The sequence below is a fragment of the Acinetobacter calcoaceticus genome (genome assembly GCF_900520355.1).
GTDB classification, from domain to species: domain Bacteria; phylum Pseudomonadota; class Gammaproteobacteria; order Pseudomonadales; family Moraxellaceae; genus Acinetobacter; species Acinetobacter calcoaceticus_C.
The window spans coordinates 1,411,113-1,429,704 of record NZ_LS999521.1 but is presented as its reverse complement, the minus strand read 5'-3'; the positions used below and the strand labels follow the sequence as shown (position 1 = coordinate 1,429,704).

Annotated in this window: 22 protein-coding genes; 11 read left to right on the top strand and 11 right to left on the bottom strand. The window is 37.1% G+C overall.

Features of this window, described 5'->3' with window-relative positions; translation table 11 throughout:
• The first annotated feature begins 12 nt into the window (after window positions 1–12).
• The 4 genes from AC2117_RS06785 (at window position 13) to AC2117_RS18990 (ending at window position 3,386) form a co-directional block, all read left to right on the top strand.
• Complete coding sequence (locus AC2117_RS06785) at window positions 13–1,398, top strand: ethanolamine ammonia-lyase subunit EutB (protein ID WP_133972846.1); 1,386 nt, start codon at window positions 13–15, stop codon at window positions 1,396–1,398.
• Window positions 1,399–1,408: 10 nt separating this feature from the next.
• The gene (eutC, locus tag AC2117_RS06780; protein WP_133972844.1) at window positions 1,409–2,224 is read left to right on the top strand and encodes an ethanolamine ammonia-lyase subunit EutC; all 816 of its coding nucleotides are present in this window, start codon (window positions 1,409–1,411) and stop codon (window positions 2,222–2,224) included.
• A gap of 166 nt (window positions 2,225–2,390) precedes the next feature.
• Entirely contained in the window at window positions 2,391–3,113 is a 723-nt protein-coding gene (locus AC2117_RS06775) for a glutamine amidotransferase (RefSeq protein WP_133972842.1), read from the top strand.
• 159 nt (window positions 3,114–3,272) lie between these two features.
• Window positions 3,273–3,386 carry a hypothetical protein gene (locus AC2117_RS18990; RefSeq protein WP_080592263.1) on the top strand — a complete coding sequence of 38 codons (114 nt, stop codon included), beginning with the start codon at window positions 3,273–3,275 and terminating at the stop codon, window positions 3,384–3,386.
• A 114-nt stretch (window positions 3,387–3,500) separates the two neighbouring features.
• Here the strand turns inward: AC2117_RS18990 and AC2117_RS06770 are convergent, their stop codons facing one another.
• Window positions 3,501–5,228 carry a glutamine--tRNA ligase/YqeY domain fusion protein gene (locus tag AC2117_RS06770; protein ID WP_133972840.1) on the bottom strand — a complete coding sequence of 576 codons (1,728 nt, stop codon included), beginning with the start codon at window positions 5,226–5,228 and terminating at the stop codon, window positions 3,501–3,503.
• Between the two features lie 168 nt (window positions 5,229–5,396).
• Here AC2117_RS06770 and AC2117_RS06765 point away from each other — a divergent pair, with 168 nt between their 5' ends.
• Both AC2117_RS06765 and AC2117_RS06760 read left to right on the top strand, forming a co-directional pair.
• Window positions 5,397–5,906: a peptidylprolyl isomerase gene (locus tag AC2117_RS06765; protein WP_004791583.1), complete on the top strand. Its 510-nt coding sequence runs from the start codon at window positions 5,397–5,399 to the stop codon at window positions 5,904–5,906.
• A gap of 15 nt (window positions 5,907–5,921) precedes the next feature.
• Entirely contained in the window at window positions 5,922–6,641 is a 720-nt protein-coding gene (locus AC2117_RS06760; RefSeq protein WP_133972838.1) for a UDP-2,3-diacylglucosamine diphosphatase, read from the top strand.
• Between the two features lie 7 nt (window positions 6,642–6,648).
• Here the strand turns inward: AC2117_RS06760 and AC2117_RS06755 are convergent, their stop codons facing one another.
• Window positions 6,649–6,879: a hypothetical protein gene (locus AC2117_RS06755; RefSeq protein WP_133972836.1), complete on the bottom strand. Its 231-nt coding sequence runs from the start codon at window positions 6,877–6,879 to the stop codon at window positions 6,649–6,651.
• Window positions 6,880–7,018: 139 nt separating this feature from the next.
• On the opposite strand from AC2117_RS06755, the gene nfsB reads away from it, so the two are divergent.
• Entirely contained in the window at window positions 7,019–7,672 is a 654-nt protein-coding gene (nfsB, locus tag AC2117_RS06750; protein ID WP_133972834.1) for an oxygen-insensitive NAD(P)H nitroreductase, read from the top strand.
• Window positions 7,673–7,707: 35 nt separating this feature from the next.
• Here nfsB and AC2117_RS06745 read toward each other — a convergent pair whose 3' ends face one another.
• From AC2117_RS06745 to tsaE, 5 genes are all read right to left on the bottom strand, one after another.
• The gene (locus tag AC2117_RS06745; protein ID WP_133972832.1) at window positions 7,708–8,568 is read right to left on the bottom strand and encodes a DMT family transporter; all 861 of its coding nucleotides are present in this window, start codon (window positions 8,566–8,568) and stop codon (window positions 7,708–7,710) included.
• 140 nt (window positions 8,569–8,708) lie between these two features.
• The gene (gene hfq / locus AC2117_RS06740; protein ID WP_197730998.1) at window positions 8,709–9,236 is read right to left on the bottom strand and encodes an RNA chaperone Hfq; all 528 of its coding nucleotides are present in this window, start codon (window positions 9,234–9,236) and stop codon (window positions 8,709–8,711) included.
• 93 nt (window positions 9,237–9,329) lie between these two features.
• The gene (gene miaA / locus AC2117_RS06735; protein ID WP_133972828.1) at window positions 9,330–10,274 is read right to left on the bottom strand and encodes a tRNA (adenosine(37)-N6)-dimethylallyltransferase MiaA; all 945 of its coding nucleotides are present in this window, start codon (window positions 10,272–10,274) and stop codon (window positions 9,330–9,332) included.
• Window positions 10,275–10,280: 6 nt separating this feature from the next.
• Window positions 10,281–12,230 (bottom strand): DNA mismatch repair endonuclease MutL, encoded by a 1,950-nt coding sequence (mutL, locus tag AC2117_RS06730; RefSeq protein WP_133972826.1) that lies wholly within the window; start codon window positions 12,228–12,230, stop codon window positions 10,281–10,283.
• Window positions 12,223–12,696 (bottom strand): tRNA (adenosine(37)-N6)-threonylcarbamoyltransferase complex ATPase subunit type 1 TsaE, encoded by a 474-nt coding sequence (tsaE, locus tag AC2117_RS06725; RefSeq protein ID WP_133972824.1) that lies wholly within the window; start codon window positions 12,694–12,696, stop codon window positions 12,223–12,225. Before tsaE ends, mutL begins: the two co-directional genes overlap by 8 nt.
• 119 nt (window positions 12,697–12,815) lie before the next feature.
• On the opposite strand from tsaE, the gene AC2117_RS06720 reads away from it, so the two are divergent.
• The 3 genes from AC2117_RS06720 (at window position 12,816) to AC2117_RS06710 (ending at window position 14,686) form a co-directional block, all read left to right on the top strand.
• Window positions 12,816–13,724: a pseudouridine synthase gene (locus AC2117_RS06720; protein ID WP_227549234.1), complete on the top strand. Its 909-nt coding sequence runs from the start codon at window positions 12,816–12,818 to the stop codon at window positions 13,722–13,724.
• Window positions 13,725–13,835: 111 nt separating this feature from the next.
• Window positions 13,836–14,144, top strand: a complete 309-nt coding sequence (locus AC2117_RS06715; RefSeq protein ID WP_133972822.1) for a type II toxin-antitoxin system RelB/DinJ family antitoxin — start codon at window positions 13,836–13,838, stop codon at window positions 14,142–14,144.
• A gap of 98 nt (window positions 14,145–14,242) precedes the next feature.
• Window positions 14,243–14,686 (top strand): GNAT family N-acetyltransferase, encoded by a 444-nt coding sequence (locus tag AC2117_RS06710; RefSeq protein WP_002122286.1) that lies wholly within the window; start codon window positions 14,243–14,245, stop codon window positions 14,684–14,686.
• On the opposite strand, the gene AC2117_RS06705 is transcribed toward AC2117_RS06710, so the two are convergent.
• Complete coding sequence (locus AC2117_RS06705) at window positions 14,679–15,383, bottom strand: pseudouridine synthase (protein WP_133972820.1); 705 nt, start codon at window positions 15,381–15,383, stop codon at window positions 14,679–14,681. The two genes, AC2117_RS06710 and AC2117_RS06705, sit on opposite strands and share 8 nt — an antisense overlap.
• A gap of 101 nt (window positions 15,384–15,484) precedes the next feature.
• Window positions 15,485–15,703: a hypothetical protein gene (locus AC2117_RS06700; RefSeq protein WP_133972818.1), complete on the bottom strand. Its 219-nt coding sequence runs from the start codon at window positions 15,701–15,703 to the stop codon at window positions 15,485–15,487.
• A 253-nt stretch (window positions 15,704–15,956) separates the two neighbouring features.
• Between AC2117_RS06700 and AC2117_RS06695 the strand changes: the two genes are divergently transcribed.
• A complete protein-coding gene (locus AC2117_RS06695) occupies window positions 15,957–16,409 on the top strand; it encodes a DUF441 domain-containing protein (RefSeq protein WP_042897001.1) in 453 nt (150 codons plus the stop codon).
• A gap of 62 nt (window positions 16,410–16,471) precedes the next feature.
• On the opposite strand, the gene AC2117_RS06690 is transcribed toward AC2117_RS06695, so the two are convergent.
• Both AC2117_RS06690 and AC2117_RS06685 read right to left on the bottom strand, forming a co-directional pair.
• A complete protein-coding gene (locus tag AC2117_RS06690) occupies window positions 16,472–17,392 on the bottom strand; it encodes a LysR family transcriptional regulator (protein WP_042897004.1) in 921 nt (306 codons plus the stop codon).
• Window positions 17,393–17,681: 289 nt separating this feature from the next.
• Window positions 17,682–18,479 carry a DUF4198 domain-containing protein gene (locus AC2117_RS06685; RefSeq protein WP_197730997.1) on the bottom strand — a complete coding sequence of 266 codons (798 nt, stop codon included), beginning with the start codon at window positions 18,477–18,479 and terminating at the stop codon, window positions 17,682–17,684.
• Window positions 18,480–18,592 lie beyond the last annotated feature (113 nt).

Sequence of the window (18,592 nt, the reverse complement as noted above, 5' to 3'; positions counted from 1 at the left end):
AAGGATGCAATCATGAGTTATCGTAATATTGTTGCCAATCAACACTATCACTTTGCTGACTTAAAGACATTAATGGCAAAAGCAACGCCGTTACGTTCAGGCGACGAGTTAGCTGGTATTGCAGCAACAGATGCAACTGAACATGTTGCGGCACAAATGACTCTAGCCGATGTACCTCTTAAAACCTTTTTAAATGAAGTTGTGGTCGATTACGAAACAGATGAAATTACCCGTCTAATTATTGATGAACATGATTTGGCAGCCTTTGCCCCTATTTCACACTTTACAGTGGGCGATTTTCGAAATTGGTTGCTTGGAGAAGAAGCGACCACCCAAAGCTTAAAAGCATTAGCATCAGGTTTAACTCCAGAAATGGTGGCTGCTGTCAGCAAAATTATGCGCAATCAAGATTTGATTTATGTTGCCAGCAAATGTGAAGTCGTTACCCAGTTTCGCAACACCATCGGTTTAAAAGGCCATCTTTCCACTCGCTTACAACCCAATCACCCGACTGATGATGTGCTCGGTATTTCTGCCAGTATTTTAGATGGTTTGATGTATGGTAATGGCGATGCCGTGATTGGCATTAATCCTGCGACAGATAACTTACATAATTTGTCAGAGCTACTGAAATTGCTTGATCATGTGATTCAGGAATATCAAATTCCAACCCAATCTTGTGTGCTCACGCATATCAGCTCAGGTATTCAACTCGCTGAAAAAAATGTGCCGATTGATTTAATGTTTCAGTCAATTGCTGGCACTCAACAAGCCAACGAGGGTTTTGGAATATCGCTCGACTTACTACAAGAAGGATATGAAGCCACGCTAGCACTCAAACGCGGGACCATTGGACAAAACGTTATGTACTTTGAAACTGGTCAAGGCAGCGCCTTATCAAGCAATACACATCACGGCGTTGACCAGCAAACATTGGAAACTCGTGCCTATGCCGTAGCCCGAAAATATAACCCGCTTCTGGTCAATACAGTAGTCGGTTTTATTGGCCCCGAATATCTCTTTAACGGCAAACAAATTATACGCGCAGGCCTAGAAGATCACTTCTGCGGTAAATTGCTTGGTGTGCCAATGGGCTGCGACATTTGTTACACCAACCATGCCGATGCCGACCAGAATGATATGGATGTTCTGCTTACCCTATTTGGCGCCGCGGGCATCAACTTTATTATGGGTATTCCGGGTTCAGATGATGTCATGCTCAACTATCAAACGACGTCATTCCATGATGCCCTCTACTTAAGACAACTTTTAGGATTAAAGCCAGCCCCTGAGTTTTCTGCTTGGCTTGAACAACAAGGTATTTTTAAACAGCAGAATTCACAAATTTGTTGGGCAGATCACATGCCTGACCAATTCTCTCGTCTGCTCATGAACTAGGGAGAACGTCATGAAACTTAATCGCGATATTCAATATCCCTCTTCTACCCATCAAGATCAGTGGGAAAAACTCAAACAGTTTACCGATGCCCGTATTGCTCTGGGCCGTGCAGGCTGTAGTATCCCAACACGAGCCTTACTTGAGTTTCAGTTGTCTCATGCACAAGCAAAAGATGCGGTTTATCAAAATCTAGATGTTTCATATTTATCTGAACAGTTACAGCAAAAGCAGCTCAAAAGTCTTCATATTCAAAGTAATTCCGCTAATAAAGAAATTTACCTTAAGCGTCCAGATTTAGGGCGTCAGCTTTCAAGCCAATCAAAAGATGTCTTAATTAAGGAATATGCAGAAAACCCACAACAGTACGATGTTTGTATTGTGGTAGGTGACGGACTCTCTGCAAGAGCAATTGAAGCGAATGCATTGGCATTTATTGCAGCGCTGAGTGAACAAATTCAGCAAGAAAACTGGAGTCTTGCACCAATTTCACTTGCGACAGGCAGTCGGGTTGCCTTAGGTGATGAAGTTGCTGAAATATTTAAAGCATCCATGCTTGTGATGCTGATTGGTGAGCGCCCAGGTTTAAGCTCTCCTGACAGTATGGGAATTTACTACACATGGAATGCCTATGCAGGTTGTTCAGATGCGAAACGCAATTGTATTTCCAATGTTCGCTCAGCAGGTTTAAGCATTCCTGTTGCGGTACAACGTTTAATGACATTAATGAAAAAATCAAAACAGCTCGGCTTTTCAGGCGTTAATTTAAAAGATGAACATCAACTTTCAGATATAGGTCTTGAGGGAACTCAAAAGCTATTATTTTAAACAATAGAATATGTATAGGGATTTATTGATAAATAGATAATCCTTTGCATAACAACATCATTTCAACGAAAAATATCAATTCCTGGGTATTAGCGATTTATACAGATATTCTCTTCTTTATATTTATCGCTATACTCCACATATTGATCTTCTATGAATCATTTGTATGAGCACAACAAACGCCTTCCCAAAAACTATTTATGCCATTCAGCATCTTGCTTTCGAAGACTTAGGTTCATTAGAAGATGTCTTTTATCAACTCGGATTTCGTGTCCGTTATTTTGAGGCGGGTGTTGATGATTTAACCCCTGCTTTTGTACATGAAGGTTTAACCATTATTTTAGGTGGCCCAATCGGCGTTTATGAAACTGACGATTATCCATTCTTAAAAGATGAAATCGCTTTACTCAAACAACGTCTAGCAGCTGATAAACCTACACTTGGAATTTGCTTAGGTGCACAGCTTATTGCTCATGCACTTGGCGCAAAAGTATATGCAGGACATCAAAAAGAAATTGGCTGGGGTCCACTGAGCTTAAGCCTACGCGCTAATCAGGTTTTATCTGGTTTGCTTAATAATGTTCATGTTCTACATTGGCACGGCGATACTTTCGACCTTCCTGAAAATGCAGTGCTCTTAGCCAGCTCTGATATTTACACCAATCAGGCATTTGAAGTCGGTAATAATATTCTTGCCTTACAGTTTCACATTGAAAGTACTGAAGAACATTTTGAAAAATGGTTAATTGGTCATACATGTGAACTTCGCCATGCAAATATCTCAATTCCAAAACTTCGCCAACAAAATCAGCAATATGCTCAGAGCCTTGAACAAGCAGCTTTTGACGTTATTCAAAAATTTCTTAAACGAATTGGATATAGTGATTAATCTTTAATTCAATATATTAATTATATTATATCTATAAAACCAAATGCTTAATTTTCACCCAAAGATGGATTATTAATCTATCTTTGGGAACCTTTATAATTAATTTCCGTGTATTATTAATTTATTCATTTTGTAACATAAAATAAACGCTGATTTACTATGGAAATCCTGAAATTTATTAAAAGCTTTAACACGGTGAATACTTATTTATCGCTAGCATTTATTCTTCTTATCATTATTGTTCTTTATTTTTATGTGGTTAATCCAGCTTAGCTTATTTGCCAAAGCATAATAAAGAATAATATAGGTAAGAAAATAGATATAAAAAAGCCCAACTGAGTTGGGCTTTTTTATATCTGCTATTTACTCAAAAACATGTTACTCGGCTTACTTTTTCTCAGGCTTAAAGCTATCTTTCAAATCGAGAATACGGTTAAACACTGGTTTTTCAGGTGAATGATCATGTTGATCAGCAACGAAATAACCCTCGCGTTCAAATTGGAAACGATCTTCAGGGCTCGCTTGTGCCAAAGCAGGTTCAATGACAGCTTCTAACACTTTCATCGAATCCGGATTTAGGTTTGCCAAGAAATCATCACCTGTTTCAGGGTCTGCTTCTGTGAACAAACGATCGTAAATACGTACTTCAGCAGGAATGCCTTTAGTCGCAGATACCCAGTGAATTACGCCTTTCACTTTACGGCCTTCAGGGTTTTTACCCAAAGTTTCAGGGTCAATTGAACATTTCAGCTCAACTACTTCACCACTAGCATCCTTAATCACTTCATCACATTTAATGACATAAGCATGGCGTAAACGCACTTCACCGTCAGGAATTAAACGTTTAAAGCCTTTTGGCGGTACTTCCTCAAAGTCTTTACGGTCAATATAGATTTCCTTGGTTAAAGGAATTACACGATCACCCATATCCACGTTTGGATGACGAGCATGGTTAAGATCCATATCTTCCGGTAAATTGGTTAAAGTCACTTTAAGTGGACTTAAAACAGCCATACCACGCGAAGCTGTATTTTCCAAAGATTGACGGATACAAAACTCAAGCATTGCAACATCTACAATACCGTCAGTTTTTGACACACCTACGCGCTTACAGAATTCACGTAAACCTTCAGCAGTAAAGCCACGACGACGCATACCGACTACAGTTGGCATACGTGGGTCATCCCAACCATTCACATGACCACCTTCCACCAATTTACGTAATTTACGTTTTGATGTAATGGTGTAGTCCACATTTAAACGTGAAGATTCATACTGATGTGGAACCGCTTCAGATTTTACTTTTTCTACAATCCAGTCATAAAACGGGCGGTGATCTTGGAACTCTAATGTACAAAGCGAGTGAGTAATCCCCTCAATAGCATCAGACAATGGATGAGCGTAGTCATACATTGGATAGATTTTCCACTTGTCACCTGTTTGGTGATGTTCTGAATGCAATACGCGATATAAAATTGGGTCACGCATATGTACGTTTGGGCTTGCCATATCAATCCTGGCACGCAGAACAGCTTCACCTTCTTTAAATTCACCACTGCGCATTTTTTCAAAGCGAGCAAGGTTTTCTTCAACAGATGCATCACGGTATGGTGAATTTTTACCCGGTTCAACAAAACTACCGCGGTTTAACTTAATTTCTTCTGGAGATTGTAAATCCACATAGGCATCGCCTTGCTCAATCAATTGAACAGCCCATGCATATAATTGATCAAAATAACCTGATGCATAGCGTGGCTCACCATTCCAGTTAAAACCAAGCCATTTCACATCATTCGCAATACCGTCTACATACTCTTGTTCTTCAGCATCAGGGTTTGTATCGTCAAAACGTAAATTACATAAACCATCGAACTCTTCAGCCACACCAAAGTTTAGGCAAATCGCTTTTACATGACCAATATGTAAATAGCCATTTGGTTCTGGTGGAAAACGCGTTACGATCTGCTTTGCGCGACCAGCAGCCAAGTCTTCAGTAATGACTTGGCGAACAAAATCTAAGCCAGCCTGTTGTTCTTGCTGCGCAGAATCGACAGAGGCATGAGTATTCGGTGTCGGGTTATTTGGCAGGCTCGAGACAACATCATTAGGCTTCATAGTGTATCAATCACTTCTTTGTAGATAAAATTTCGAAAAATTTAAACGCTATCTTCATTTTTCACAAAGATTTTAACGTTTTTTACTTGCCTTGTAGTTTACAGTTTGCTTATGCTTCTCTCAACCAAAAACCCATGGTCATAAGCCCATGTTTAGGAGATTAATGTAATGAGTTTTCCTCAAGTCGAATTAAACACCAATAAAGGTCGTATTGTTCTTGAACTGAATGCTGAAAAAGCACCTAAAACAGTAGCAAACTTTTTAGAATATGTACGTGACGGTTTTTATGACGGCGTTATTTTCCACCGCGTCATTGATGGTTTCATGATCCAAGGTGGCGGTATGGATGAAAACTTCAAAGAAAAAGCAACACGTGACTCAATTGAAAATGAAGCTGATAACGGTTTAAGCAACGACGAAGGTACAATTGCAATGGCGCGTACTCAAGCTCCTCACTCTGCTTCTGCACAATTCTTCATTAACGTGAAAAATAACTCTTTCTTAAACCATACCTCTAAAACTGCTCAAGGTTGGGGTTATGCTGTATTTGGTAAAGTTGTTGAAGGTTTAGACGTTGTTGAAGCGATCAAAGGTGTTCGCACTGGCAACCGTGGTTATCACGCTGACGTTCCATTAGAAAACGTTGTAATCGAATCTGCTAAAATTATTTCTGAATAATTTTAGGATAAAGCTGTGACTTATCTGTTTATCTCAGATTTACATTTGTCACCTGAACACCCTCGACTCGTTCGAGGGTTTTTAGACTTATTGGCGCATTACCAAGATAAAAATACTCAACTCTACATTTTAGGCGATTGGTTTAATGCTTGGATTGGAGATGATTATTCAGCACCATGGCTTGATGAAATTGTTGAGGCCCTAAAAGACTTTAACAAAAAAGGAAATCGGGTTTACTTTCAAGTCGGTAACCGTGATTTTGCTCTTAATCAAATTTTCCTCAATAAATTTAATGGCGTCTTACTCCCTGATATTTATTCCCTCAATATTGCAGGACATCAATATCGTCTAGAACACGGCGATGCATTATGTACAGATGACGTTTCTTATCAAAGATTTAAAAAGATTATTCGAAATCCTCTATTAGTCGCTCTTTTACGTCGAACTCCACTCAGTTTTCGCACTAAGCTGGTTAATGGCTTCCGCAAGAGAAGCTCCGCGGATAAACAGCAAAAAAGCTATGAAATCATGGATGTAAATGAGCAAGCAGTTCTGTCTGCTTTAGCAGATGTAGATACACTGATTCATGGCCATACTCATCGCCCTTCAATTCATCAAGTGCAAGATAAACAACGAATTGTTCTTGGCGATTGGCGTGAAGATCAGGCTTATATTTTGGAAATTGATCCCTCCTCAAATACGCAACAGCTCGAATTGATTGTCTGGAATTATTAGCTAGAAATTAGTCACTTTTTATTTCAACTTTCAATTCTTTAATTTTTTTATTTAAATCAGAATCGTAAATCACACACATGCTGGCAATAAATATAAATTTCCAGCTTATATGTGCATGATCGTGATACTCAATATATAAAATAAGCAGACTCAATACAAATATAAGAATGATAAAGGCTTTAACAATTCTAGTTTCTCGCAACTTACTCTTTGCCTCAGGTGGCATTAAATCAATCATTTTCAATAGATTACTAAAACTTTATATGAGCATTATATTTCTTTATCAAATTACATAGGAAATGTTTTTGAATAAAATAGCGTATGATGACAAAGATTAAATTCTCTCAATTGCCATAAGATTGATATGGAGTAGACCTATGGACCTATTGAATTCTGTTAAAAGTCGCTATACAACAAAAGCGTATGATTCTGAAAAGAAAATTCCTCAAGAAAAAATTAATAAATTATTAGAAATTTTACGTTTTTCACCTTCTTCAGTGAATATACAGCCTTGGCACTTTTTCGTTGCAGATAACCTTGCAGCTAAAGAAAGAATAGCGAAAGCCTTAACCGGTAAATATGCTTACAATGGTCCTAAAGTGCTTGAGTCATCACACACCCTTATATTTTGCACAAAAACAGACATTTCATCTGAATACTTAAATCAATTACTTGAACAAGATGATTTAAGTGGTCGTTTTAAAGATGAAAAAGCTAAATTAGGCCAAAAAGATACTCGCCATGGCTATGTTGAGTTCTATCGAAATGAGCAGAAAAATTTATTTGGATGGATGGAAAATCAAACATTCATTGCTCTTGGGCAACTACTTTTTGCTGCAGGTTTAGAAGGAATTGATGCAACCCCAATGGGTGGCTTTGATGAAGAGATTTTAAATACTGAGTTAGGTTTAACTGAGAAAGGCTTACGTAGTTCAGTCATTGTTTCCCTAGGTTATCGCAGTGAAAACGATTTTAATGCCAAACTACCTAAATCACGCCTACCAGATGAAGTTATTTTTACCTATTTATAAAAGTAGAATAGTTCAAGAGATTCAACTCTCTTGAACTATAAAGCCATTGCCTTAGCTAAACAAATCACGCCACTTATCCCAAATAAAATACCTAAAGTGGTAGGCCATTTTAATTTTTCTTTATATAAAATCACTCCACTTGCAATTCCTAATAACACAACAAGAATATTCATACTTGCAAAAACAATTGCGGGCGAATCCTTTAAAAGAATATGAGCTTTCACATATAAAGCAATATTTGAGAAATTAAGTACCCCCAACACCAACCCAGCTATAGTACTTTTAACCTGCCATTTTTGGGTTTTCTGCACCAATAAATATGAAATTGATAATATAAAAGCTGTAATAAAAATAAGATTCAGAGTGAGTGTAAATTGAAGACCTAAACTACTTGTGTATTTTAATAAAATATCTACTGCTGCATAGCCAACCCAAACGCTCAATAAAGCAAAAATTGATTTCCGGGATTGATGACCTGAAGCGGAACTTAGCTGTCCAAATAAAACTAGTAAAACTGCAAAAATACCTAATCCTATACCCCATAGTTTTAACGTATTAAATTGTTCTTGAAAAAAGAAATAAGCAGCTAATAAAGAAAGTACTACAGAAAGACGTTGCGCGATTTCCGTTTTAACAATTCCTGCATACTCCAATGATTTAGCAAGACACAAGAAAATACTAGGTAAAATTATCCCTAAAGCAACAATTAACCACCAAGGTGTATGTTGTATAGAAACCTGTTGAATATTAGGTTTAAACCACCAAAAGCAAAATAGACTTGCACTTGCATAGTTCCATGCAATCATCTGTAGTGGTTGATATCCTTTTTTCTTTAAATTTTTTAATAGAATAGACACCAAGACGCTACTTAAGGCAGCCGCCAATATCAATAACATGACTTACAACTCTATTTATTTAAATATTTGAGTCACCACGATCAAATCATGACCTTGGATGAGTTTAATATTTTGAATTCACCTATAAATAAACATAAAAAAACCAGTCATTATCTGACTGGTTTCTTTTTAGATTTCAATTAACGATTATTTTCGTCTTCTTGACCATCTTCAAATTTAGTGTCGTTGTCAAAACCACCTTGATGACCACCGAAGCCGCCTTGACCGCCGAAACCGCCACCTTGAGCACCACCGAAGCCGCCTTGACCGCCGAAGCCGCCACCTTGAGCACCACCGAAGCCGCCTTGACCACCGAAACCGCCTTGAGCGCCACCGAAGCCACCTTGAGCGCCACCGAAGCCGCCTTGAGCGCCGCCACCGAAGCCACCAGTAGGTTGACCACCGAAGCCACCTTGAGTGCCACCTTGTGCTGGGAAGCCGGTACCTTGTGCGCCTGCTGGGCGTGGGTTACGCGCTGGAACAACAGTTGAAATCGCGTGTTTGTATACCATTTGACTTACAGTATTTTTTAATAAAACAACATATTGGTCAAATGATTCAATATGACCCTGTAATTTAATACCGTTCACAAGGAAAATAGAAACAGGGATACGTTCTTTACGGAGAGAATTTAAGAACGGATCTTGTAAAGTTTGACCTTTAGACATTTTTAACTCCAAAAAAATTTTTTAAATCAGCGCAAAAAAACTATCTTTATTTTTCAACTAAAAATTATAAAAAGACAGTGTGCAAATTTTGCTTTATCCATAAGAGTTTCGCAAGTCTTCTTTCGCCTGCTTTATCGTCAAGTAAGTTTTAAAATCGTGTATTTCTTGCAAAGAACGTAACCACGTATATTGACGTTTGGCAAGTTGTCGTGTTGCAAATAAAGCTTTATCCTCCATTTCACGTTTACTTTTGAGACTTATATCACTTTTTAATAGAAATTCTAGTGCTTGTCGATAACCCACTGAACGCATTGAGGGTAAATTTTCATCTAAATCGTATTTTTCAATTAGAGCTTCAACTTCACTCAAAAAACCGATTTCCCACATTTTGCTTAATCTTTGCTCAATGCGTTGATGTAATTCTACCCGATCTGGAAGTAAAGCATAATTATGAAATATGTATCGATATGGTACGTTTTTTGGTTGTTCTGCCTGTAATTTAGTAATTGGCTCACCCGTAAGCTTATAAACCTCTAGTGCTCGAATAATTCTTTGCTTATCAGTCACATTAAATTTTATAGCCGCAGCAGGATCAACGGAAGCTAACTCATCATAAACAGCCTGCCACCCTTCATTTAAACCTTTTTCTTCAATTGCTGCCCGAATTTGGGCATCTGCGCTTGGCAAATTACTCGATAGGCCTTCTAATAATGACTTAAAGTACAACATTGTGCCTCCCACCAAAATAGGAGTTTTCCCACGTGAATGCATGTCATCAATCAACTTACACGCATCTTCAACAAACTGAGCAGCTGAATAAACTTCAAGAGGTGTAATAATATCAATTAAATGATGAGGATATAGCGCTTGTTCTTCACGAGTTGGCTTAGCAGTACCAATATCCATATCTTTATAAACGAGTGCAGAATCAACAGAAATCAGCTCAAAATTTCCACGTTCGTATAATTCACATGCCAAAGCGGTTTTCCCGCTCGCAGTTGGTCCCATTAAATTGATGACGGGCAATTGATTTGACATGTAAAACTACTCTCCTCGAGCAAATAATTTATCTAATTGAGATAATGGAAATGCACGCCAAGTTGGTCTTCCATGGTTACATTGGCTGGCAAATTCGGTTTGTTCCATTTGGCGAAGTAAAGCATTCATTTCAGACAGACTGAGTTGTCGATGTGCACGCACTGCCCCATGGCATGCCATTCCAGCTAATAATTCGTCTCTTTTTTGAAGTAATCCTTGTGCTTCATCATTTGGATCTAAATCGTTTAAAAGTTCAGGAATAAGATTTTCAAAGTCAGCTTTTTGTAATATGGCTGGCACTCCCCGAACAATAATCTGCTCATCCCCATATAAATCAATTTCCAGTCCTAAGCGCTCAAGTTGAGGTTTCAACTCTTCCACACGCACTGCCTGCATACGGCTAATAGAAATGACTTTAGGGATAAGCAACTGCTGAGACGTCCAAAACTCTGGTTTGTCCCAAGCATTTTTCATTTGTTGTAATAAAATTCGCTCATGCGCTGCATGCATATCAACAATAATTAGCCCTTCTGTATTTTGCGCTAAAACATAAATTCCATGAAGTTGTGCAATTGCGATACCTAATGGAAATTCATCGACCTTAGCTACTGGCTCAATATTTTCATTCACGGAAAAGTTAGCGGGCTGATCACGCAGTGGCGCCAAGTATGTCTTTAACGCATTATTTAGCTGAGGAGATCCATTATATTTTGGCGTTTGATCGGCATAATGAATAGTTTGTGGACGGCTAGCATTAAAATCAGTTAATAGCTCTGTCGATGCATTCTGAGTTCGCGCTTCATTATCTGGATTTAAAGCTTCATTTGCACGATGCAGCGTAAATTGTTCCTGATATTTAGGTTGAGGCTGTACAGAATAATCTGAGGTTTCATCCACTTTCATCGCTTGAGCTAAATCAGCGCTCGCTGTCTGAAATTGCGACAGAGTTTCTTTTGCATAATGCCTTACAAACTCATGCACTTCTCTTTGATTTAAAAACCGGATTTCATGTTTTGTAGGATGAACATTTACATCAATATTTTCAGGATCAACTTCTAAAAACAGTAAATAAGATGAATGTTGATGTCCATGTAAAATACCGTCATATGCCATACGTAGCGCATGTGAAATCGTTTTATCTTTGACGATACGTCCATTTACATAGACATATTGCATATCAGCCTGCGCACGTGCATCTGAAGGATGGCCAAGCCAACCCGATAAACGCATGCTAATACTTTCGGCATCCATCCAATATGCATTTTGTACAAATTGCGAACCTAATAATTGCTGTACTCGCTGAAAACGTAACTCACCGCTATCTGCTATAGGTAAATTAATTCTAATATTATCATTATGTTCAAGCACAAAACGTATATCAAAATGTGTTAAAGCCAGACGACGAACAATCTCTTCAATATGACCAAATTCAGTCGTTGGTTTCTTTAAAAATTTACGGCGTGCCGGTACATTAAAAAATAAGTCCTGAACACGTATGTGAGTTCCCTTTTGAGCAGCAACAGCTTGTACTTCTTGATGATCAAAGGCTGTGCCATTGACTTCAACCTGATGGCCAATACCACTTTCATCTTGGCTACTGGTCAATGTCAATCTTGAAACTGCGGCAATCGAAGCAAGTGCCTCCCCGCGAAATCCCAAACTTACAATCGCGTGTAAATCTTCTGCAGTTTTAATTTTACTTGTCGCATGGCGCATGACGGCCAATGCCAAATCTTCAGAATGAATACCATGCCCATTATCAATAATTTCTATGAGGGTCGAACCACCTTGAGCGATCCGTACAATGAGCTCAGTTGCACCAGCATCAATAGAGTTTTCTAATAATTCTTTAACAACAGATGAAGGACGCTCAATCACCTCACCAGCAGCAATCTGGTTGGCTAACGCTGCGTCTAGTGTATGGATACGACGTTGTGTTAGCTTTTCATCAGTCATGAAGCTGTTCCTGCAAAGTCTGATACAAATGTTCTGTGGGTAAAGTTAAAGTTACAAAACGACTCAACTCATCCTCTGACTTTTGAATATCGATGATGATATCGGCCTGAGGAATTTCATCACCACCTTTTGATGGCCATTCAAATAAAAATAATGCGTCTGTGACATCTAAATAATCACGGATTCCCATTAATTCAAGTTCATAAGGGTCATTCAAACGATATAAGTCAAAATGAAAAATTTCTTTGTCATTGATTTTATACGGCTCAACCAGCGTATAGGTTGGACTTTTAACCGAGCCTTTATGACCTAAAGCCTGTAAGAAATAGCGCGTAAGTGTGGTTTTACCCGCACCTAAATCTCCAATTAAATAAATCACACCCGACTGAACATGTTGCGCCAACGCTTGAGCTAGACGCCCAGTATCTTCTTCATGATTTAAGACCAATTTCAATGAATACGACATAGCACACATAACATGATTCAAAATAATCGATATGATAACATTGCCCTGCCTTAAAAGCCTACTCAAGCCCTAGAAGTTGGCTTTTTTTATATCAATTCTCTTACATATTTACATTTTTTATGTCTAGTCCAAACGAATTTCTACCGCCCATGATTGATGGGGTGAGCGCAAGCCAAGTCTATCTTCCTGCACAAACAAATACTCAAACTATTTATGAGTATCTATGCCAACATTTTCAACATATTAAAGTACAAGAGTGGCAACAACGATTTCAAGATGGGCTTATTTATGAGGCAAATGGACAAAAATTAACACTAGATAGTCCATATCAAAGCAATACGCATATTTTTTATTATCGATTTCTTGCCTATGAGCCCCATGTTCCTTTCGAACATCGAATTTTATTTGAAAATGATGACTTACTGGTGGTCGATAAACCTCATTTTTTAACAATTAGTCCAACCGGACAATATGTGCAAGAAACATTATTAGTTCGACTAAAAAAACAGACTGGCAATGAATTTTTAACACCGATACATCGATTAGACCGTGAAACTGCTGGGGTAGTTCTATTTTGCAAACGGGTTGAATCTCGTGGTGTTTATCAACAATTATTTGCAGAGCGTCAAGTCAATAAAATTTATCACGCAGTCGCACCTTATAAAAAAGAATTAAAACTCCCCCAAACACTATGTTTGCATTTAGATAAAGGTACTCCTTTTTACACCATGCAAGTTGTGGCCAATGCTCAAGCAAATAGCCAAACATATATTGAGCTTATTGAGCACAACCAAACTTGGGCTAAATACCGTTTAACACCAACTACTGGTAAGCAACACCAGCTTCGTGTACATCTTAATTATTTAGAAATTCCGATTAAAAATGATCCATTTTACCCCACGGTTCAGCACAAGGCTGAAGAGGATTTCTCAGAGTCATTGCAGCTTCTAGCTAAGCATATTTCATTTCTAGATCCGCTAACAAAAGAGGAAATGTCTTTTAATTCCAAGTTTGAATTGACATTGTAATGTAAGCGTAATGACAAAAAGATTGTATTTTATGCCGAAAAACATTGAAATTACATTGCAATGGTTTAAAATAAATTTCTAAAAATTAAAAATCATTTGGTTTTGTTATTCATGCGAAAAACAGAAGTTTATCAGGTTCGACTGGACTCCCAAGAGAAAAAACAGGCGTTTGCTGTTTTTAAACAATTGGGAATTACCCCTGCCCAAGCGGTACGACTTTTTTTTAAACAGGTCGTATTAACTAAATCCATTCCGTTTGCAATTGAAAATCAGACGATTAATATGGAACAATTATTAAAGCTGAGAAAAGCGAAAGTATCATCATTAAACCCAAATTCATCAACTTTAGCTGAAGATGATGATCATGAAGATTTATTTGAAGAACTAAATGCTCTTCTTGGTGAAAGCGACAAAATTTAACACTGTTGCATTTATAAACAAGTTTTAACGTCAAAAAGCTCTTTTTTTGGTTATGCTCTCTTTGTAAAAACATAATGATAAGTTACAAGGAGTGCCAAATGATCGTTAGACGAGCGACTTTTGAAGATTTAGAGCAACTCGCCGTTTTATTTGATGAATACCGCCAATTTTATGGGGCCTCTTCTAATTTTAATGAATCACTTCACTTTCTCAAGCAGCGTTTTGAGAATAGAGAAAGTGTGTTTTTCATTCATATTAAAGACGATAAAATCACAGGTTTTATTTTACTCTATTTAGGTTTTTCTTCAGTTGCTTGCTCAACTTACTATATTTTAGATGATGTATATGTTACACCCGTTTTCCGTCGTCAAGGTTCGGCTAAACAGCTAATCGATACAGCAATTTTATTTGCAAAACAAGAAAATGCTTTGCGAATTAGTTTAGAAACTCAAAGTAATAACCATGAGTCTCATCGCCTATATGAACAAATGGGCTTTATTCGGGACAGTGAATTCCAAACATTTCATTGCTTTCTTAAGTAATATTTTGGGCGAGATGTTTTTGCTCTTCAGATAAATAAATCCATTCTCCCTCTGCAATTTCAGGTATAGCCAATTGCCCTATTTGATGGCGATGCAACGCTTCTACTTTGTTTCCTACAGCGGCAATCATTCTTTTGACTTGGTGATAAACGCCTTGATGAATGGTCATCGTTAATTGATGAGTTTCCAATATTTCTACATCAGTTGCAGCAAAAATACCTTTTTCCTGATGTAAGCTCACCCCTTGAGCTAACATTTCAATTTGCTCAGGCGTGACCGGGTCTATAGTCGTAACATGATAAACCTTCGGAACATGTTTACGAGGATGAGTTAAAGCTTGAAGATATTTACCATCATCGGTAATTAAGAGTAAACCGGTTGTATCTTGATCTAAACGACCAATCGCCTGCACACCTCGATGAATCATGATTTCAGGTAAAAGACTAAAAACACTTTGATGATGCTGAGGTTGGTGTGAGCATTCAAAGCCTTTTGGTTTTTTTAAAGCAATATAAACTTTTTCTCGATATTGATAAGTTTGTCCAAAAAGAGAAAACTCTAAATTTTCAGGAGAGAATTGCTTCTTTAGATCATCAGCAACCTCTCCATCAACACTTACAGATCCGTTTTTTATTAACTGCTGACAATATTTACGTGAACCAAACCCTTGAGATTGTAAAATTTTTTCCAGCAGCATGAAGTTTTCTCATTAGAACTAAGCCGTCATTTTAACGTAGTTTCCACTTTTTACTAAACGCTACGAGCAGCTCTTTGCATTTACTTAATTCAATTCACACCCTACTCTTCAATGACCCGATAAATATTTTCATTCTGCTCACTTTCAAATAACAATTCTGTAGTAGGTAAAATAATTTCATTATCAACAATAATATGCTCAATACGCTGACTTAATTTTAAAGATTCATTTTCATGTTCAACTAAATTTTTCTTTAGTTGAGCTTTTGCATTATGTATCTGATCAAACTGATCTTTAATTTTGATATCTATAATATCCATAAAAATGTCCTGCACTCATGAGTAATGACTATTTTTATATCACATTTTTTTAAAACTATAACTTTTAACTTGTTAATTTACATAACATTGTTTCCAAGCGTAACCAAGAACTAAAACTCTTTATCATTGAGAGATATACAATGAATTTTTATTAAAAATAAGATCTGAAATCGGCTGTATCTTTTAAAGCTTTCACATTACCGCTCTTAAATATTATACAATTCCATTTTATTTACTTCCATTTCTGCTTCTCATGCTTGCCCAATTTGATGTTAATTTAGTTGTTTTACTAGTTCTGCTTGTCTGCGGTTTATTAAGTCAAAATGCGGCTGTAACCATTGCAGCGGGTGTACTGATTGTCGTTAAAATCACACCTTTAAGTGAATTCTTCCCTTACATTCAAGCACATGGTCTTAATTTAGGAATTCTTATTTTAACGATTGGCGTACTCACTCCCATTGCGAGTGGAAAGCTCAGTGGGGAGACTATTTTAAAATCATTTATTAGTATTAAATCACTTGTTGCTATCGCAATTGGTTTGTTAGTCGCTTGGCTAGGCGGCCGTGGAGTAAAACTTATGTCAAGCCAGCCTGATGTTGTTGCAGGCTTACTCATTGGTACAGTTGCAGGCGTGGCCTTACTTCGTGGTGTACCAGTCGGACCTCTTATTGCAGCGGGTTTACTTTCCTTATTTATTGGTAAATAAAGTGTCGATATTAAAAAAGGTGCAATTAAGCACCTTTTTATACTTAGGCTAAATTATTTACTTTAACCAGAATAATAGGAGTTTCGTTTTAAAGAGAACTTTTCCAATTGCTTCAAGAAACCTTCAAAATAACTTTTCTCTTTTTCTTCAGTTCGATAGCCCGCATATAAAGTTCGTCTTAAGCCTGTAGATGAAACACAATCTAAACGGCGGCTTGTGACCCATCCCTTTTGTTCATATTCATTCACTACCCAATCAGGCAATGCAGCAATGCCTCGACCACTTGCTACAAGCTGAATAAGCATTTGAGTTAAATCTGTTGTTCTTATTTGTTTAGGCTGAATATTCGCAGGAATGAAAAGTTTGGACATAATATCTAAACGATGCTTATCAACTGGATAAGTAATTAAAACTTCTTCCGCTAACTCTTGAACTGTAATATTTTCAGCACGTACCAATGGATGCGTGTTTGATAAGACCAAACGTGATTCATATTCAAAAATTGGGAAATATTCAATTCCTTTTAATGCAATTGGATCTGCTGTAATGAGCAAATCAAATTCTGCATTTTGTAAAAGTTCATGCGGATTTGCTTCAAAACCTGAAGCAAAATCTAAGTCAACATCTGGATATTGCTGTCGATATTGATTTAATAACGGCATTAACCAGTCAAAGCAACTATGGCATTCCGATGAAAAAATAATTCTGCCAGTCTGTCCATGGACAATACGCGTGATATCACTGTGAGTAATCTGAATTTGTGGCAAAACGTCATCGGCTAACTTGAGTAAGCGCTGCCCTACATTAGAAAAACTAACAGGTCTGCTGCGACGATTAACAACCTCTACCCCATACCAATGGTCTAATTCTTTTAACTGATGAGAAATAGCAGAAGGCGTTAAGCAAAGGTCATTTGCTGCCGAGACCAATGAACCGTGTTCACGCAAGGCAACTAAGGTTTTAAGATGACGAATTTCTAACATGGTTCCACGCTTGAAAAATAGATTTATCTATAAATGCTCTAATCTCATCTTTATTTTTCAAAAAATCGATCAACTTTAGATAAATTCTTACTAATGAATACTATTCATCTTATCACAAAATTAATTAGTCAACTTCAACATGAATTTTATTTTACTATTTTTTATTAGTTGAATTCTTATAATTTTAAAATTGAGATAGCTCCCTTCCTTCCCTATGTTATTGAATATATTTCTGCTCCCTAATTAAAATTAGACCCGTATTGGATCTAATTTTAATTAATGCTAAAAGTTATTGGGCCAACACATTTAAGCTAACAATTGTATAGTTTTGATTTTTAGGCTTTAGTTTTAAATCTACTGGTGTTGTTACTTCCAATAAATACTCACCAGCTTTTGGAAATTTGAGCTCAACTTGCCCTTTATTATCTGCCTTAAATGGCTGTGCTTGTTTATCAGTTGTGCCTTTTTCTCTTAAATTAACTTCAGCATAAGCTAAAGGCTGTCCTTTTTCAGTTACAGATAACTTAATCGATTGAGCAGCTTTTATCAGGTTTGGGTGTACAGAAAAATTAACTTTTATTGGTGTATTCGGAAGTTGAATATCTGAAACTTTTCCTTTAGAAAGATAACTTTGCAATGTCCACTCTCGTGTTACTTGCTCTGTTTTAATTGTTTTTGTTTTAAGGTCAGCTGGAATCAAATATTCGCGTTCTGCTTTTGGTGGGGCTTTATCAGCTGGCATATCAAAAAATAAATGCCATGTTTTTTGGTCATATACATAGCTTAAAGGATAACTTGCTTGAGTTTGAAGAATATACGTTCCCTCGTCTGGCAAATCTACATCAAAAACAGTTACAGACTTGTGTAAAGCTTCTGGCTTAACGGTCTTAAGCTCATTTTTAGGAGTAATTACGGTAAGGTTGGCATCCTTTAAAGCATATTCACTATTTAATGCTTCTTCGGCATAACCTGCAATTACGGGTACTTGAGTCTGTTCAGTTTTATAAGCTAACGGTGCTACATAAGGTTCATGAGCAAAGCTATAGCTACATGCGAATGCAAGAGAAAGTATTAAAAATTTATTCATTATTACAAAATCCTGTTGTACACAACGGTGAAAGTTTTCAGACAAAAAATAGCAGCTACAGTATACATAAATAAAAATCATTATTATTATCATTTAATATTCAAGTTTAAAAT

Coding starts and splice junctions, on each gene's coding strand:
- AC2117_RS06785 (WP_133972846.1), top strand. CDS start 13: ATGAGTTATCGTAATATTGTTGCCAATCAACACTATCACTTTGCTGAC.
- eutC (WP_133972844.1), top strand. CDS start 1,409: ATGAAACTTAATCGCGATATTCAATATCCCTCTTCTACCCATCAAGAT.
- AC2117_RS06775 (WP_133972842.1), top strand. CDS start 2,391: ATGAGCACAACAAACGCCTTCCCAAAAACTATTTATGCCATTCAGCAT.
- AC2117_RS18990 (WP_080592263.1), top strand. CDS start 3,273: ATGGAAATCCTGAAATTTATTAAAAGCTTTAACACGGTGAATACTTAT.
- AC2117_RS06770 (WP_133972840.1), bottom strand. CDS start 5,228: ATGAAGCCTAATGATGTTGTCTCGAGCCTGCCAAATAACCCGACACCG.
- AC2117_RS06765 (WP_004791583.1), top strand. CDS start 5,397: ATGAGTTTTCCTCAAGTCGAATTAAACACCAATAAAGGTCGTATTGTT.
- AC2117_RS06755 (WP_133972836.1), bottom strand. CDS start 6,879: ATGATTGATTTAATGCCACCTGAGGCAAAGAGTAAGTTGCGAGAAACT.
- nfsB (WP_133972834.1), top strand. CDS start 7,019: ATGGACCTATTGAATTCTGTTAAAAGTCGCTATACAACAAAAGCGTAT.
- AC2117_RS06745 (WP_133972832.1), bottom strand. CDS start 8,568: ATGTTATTGATATTGGCGGCTGCCTTAAGTAGCGTCTTGGTGTCTATT.
- hfq (WP_197730998.1), bottom strand. CDS start 9,236: ATGTCTAAAGGTCAAACTTTACAAGATCCGTTCTTAAATTCTCTCCGT.
- miaA (WP_133972828.1), bottom strand. CDS start 10,274: ATGTCAAATCAATTGCCCGTCATCAATTTAATGGGACCAACTGCGAGC.
- mutL (WP_133972826.1), bottom strand. CDS start 12,230: ATGACTGATGAAAAGCTAACACAACGTCGTATCCATACACTAGACGCA.
- tsaE (WP_133972824.1), bottom strand. CDS start 12,696: ATGTCGTATTCATTGAAATTGGTCTTAAATCATGAAGAAGATACTGGG.
- AC2117_RS06720 (WP_227549234.1), top strand. CDS start 12,816: ATGTCTAGTCCAAACGAATTTCTACCGCCCATGATTGATGGGGTGAGC.
- AC2117_RS06715 (WP_133972822.1), top strand. CDS start 13,836: ATGCGAAAAACAGAAGTTTATCAGGTTCGACTGGACTCCCAAGAGAAA.
- AC2117_RS06710 (WP_002122286.1), top strand. CDS start 14,243: ATGATCGTTAGACGAGCGACTTTTGAAGATTTAGAGCAACTCGCCGTT.
- AC2117_RS06705 (WP_133972820.1), bottom strand. CDS start 15,383: ATGCTGCTGGAAAAAATTTTACAATCTCAAGGGTTTGGTTCACGTAAA.
- AC2117_RS06700 (WP_133972818.1), bottom strand. CDS start 15,703: ATGGATATTATAGATATCAAAATTAAAGATCAGTTTGATCAGATACAT.
- AC2117_RS06695 (WP_042897001.1), top strand. CDS start 15,957: ATGCTTGCCCAATTTGATGTTAATTTAGTTGTTTTACTAGTTCTGCTT.
- AC2117_RS06690 (WP_042897004.1), bottom strand. CDS start 17,392: ATGTTAGAAATTCGTCATCTTAAAACCTTAGTTGCCTTGCGTGAACAC.
- AC2117_RS06685 (WP_197730997.1), bottom strand. CDS start 18,479: ATGAATAAATTTTTAATACTTTCTCTTGCATTCGCATGTAGCTATAGC.